Genomic DNA, 596 nt, shown 5'->3' on the forward strand with positions numbered 1-596 from the left:
TGGTTCGCTGTTTCATTGGAGTTCGTAGTGGACGGATCATTGTCGTTATGGCTGTACTCGGAATTCAAGTATCTAAATGAATTTAACTATTTAAACAATAGACCAATCAACTAGTAAGGCCAGAAACCAGGTCTAATAACGCGAGAAAACAATAATTCGAGGGGAAAGTCCTAACAACTTCGAATTCAGTAATTATGGCAGCATAGCTCAGGGTTCCAGTTGTCTGAATGCACGGATTCCAAGTATCAACGGTAAGAAAGTGGCTAGCAGGCCACCCGCGATAATTATGCAGAGGCTGACAACTTGTCCACCAGAACTTCCAAGGAGTTGGCTTGCTGTGTCCAAAGGGACTTGGCCTAGAGTTTGCTGTAAGAGATTGAAGTGGTGCGTGAAACCAACGGTCACAACCAGAAGAATAATGAACATGGCACTGAGGACGAGGCTCAGAGTTCCCCCAAATCCAGCTGCAATTTTTGCGGGCGATGATTCACGAAAATTAGGAATGCTTGCCCCCATTCCAACAGCAATACCTGAGAGGCCAGAACACAGAGCAAGGCTGCACATTAGGTGAATAAAGATGGTGCTCCACGGCAATC

At 45.6% G+C, this 596-nt stretch carries 1 pseudogene; it reads right to left on the minus strand.

The features are described 5' to 3' along the window. Window positions 1-207 precede the first annotated feature (207 nt). A pseudogene (locus ABGY95_RS03665) lies at window positions 208-596 on the minus strand (hypothetical protein); the annotation flags it as partial.

Source organism: Rubritalea sp. (assembly GCF_039830215.1).
Lineage (GTDB): Bacteria > Verrucomicrobiota > Verrucomicrobiia > Verrucomicrobiales > Akkermansiaceae > Rubritalea.